The following is a 230-nucleotide window of genomic DNA, read 5'->3' as shown; positions in this document are numbered from 1 at the left end:
AGCGGTTACCGATGCCCATCACGAAGTCGGAGGCCAGCAGGGTAGCGTTGCCGTAACGGTGGGAGGTCTGCAGGCCCACCATGCCCGCCATCAGCGGATGGTCATCGGGGATGGTGCCCCAGCCCATCAGGGTCGGGATGACCGGCACGCCGGTGAGTTCGGCGAACTCGGTGAGCAGGTCACTGGCGTCGGCGTTGATCACGCCACCGCCGGAGACCAGCAGCGGCTTG

Annotated in this window: 1 pseudogene; it reads right to left on the bottom strand. The window is 67.0% G+C overall.

From position 1 onward, the window contains the following. Positions 1 to 230, bottom strand: a pseudogene (locus tag Q5762_RS39850) (glyoxylate carboligase); the annotation flags it as partial.

Source organism: Streptomyces sp. P9(2023), assembly GCF_032436795.1.
Taxonomy (GTDB): domain Bacteria; phylum Actinomycetota; class Actinomycetes; order Streptomycetales; family Streptomycetaceae; genus Streptomyces.
This window is presented reverse-complemented; position numbering and strand designations above follow the sequence as displayed.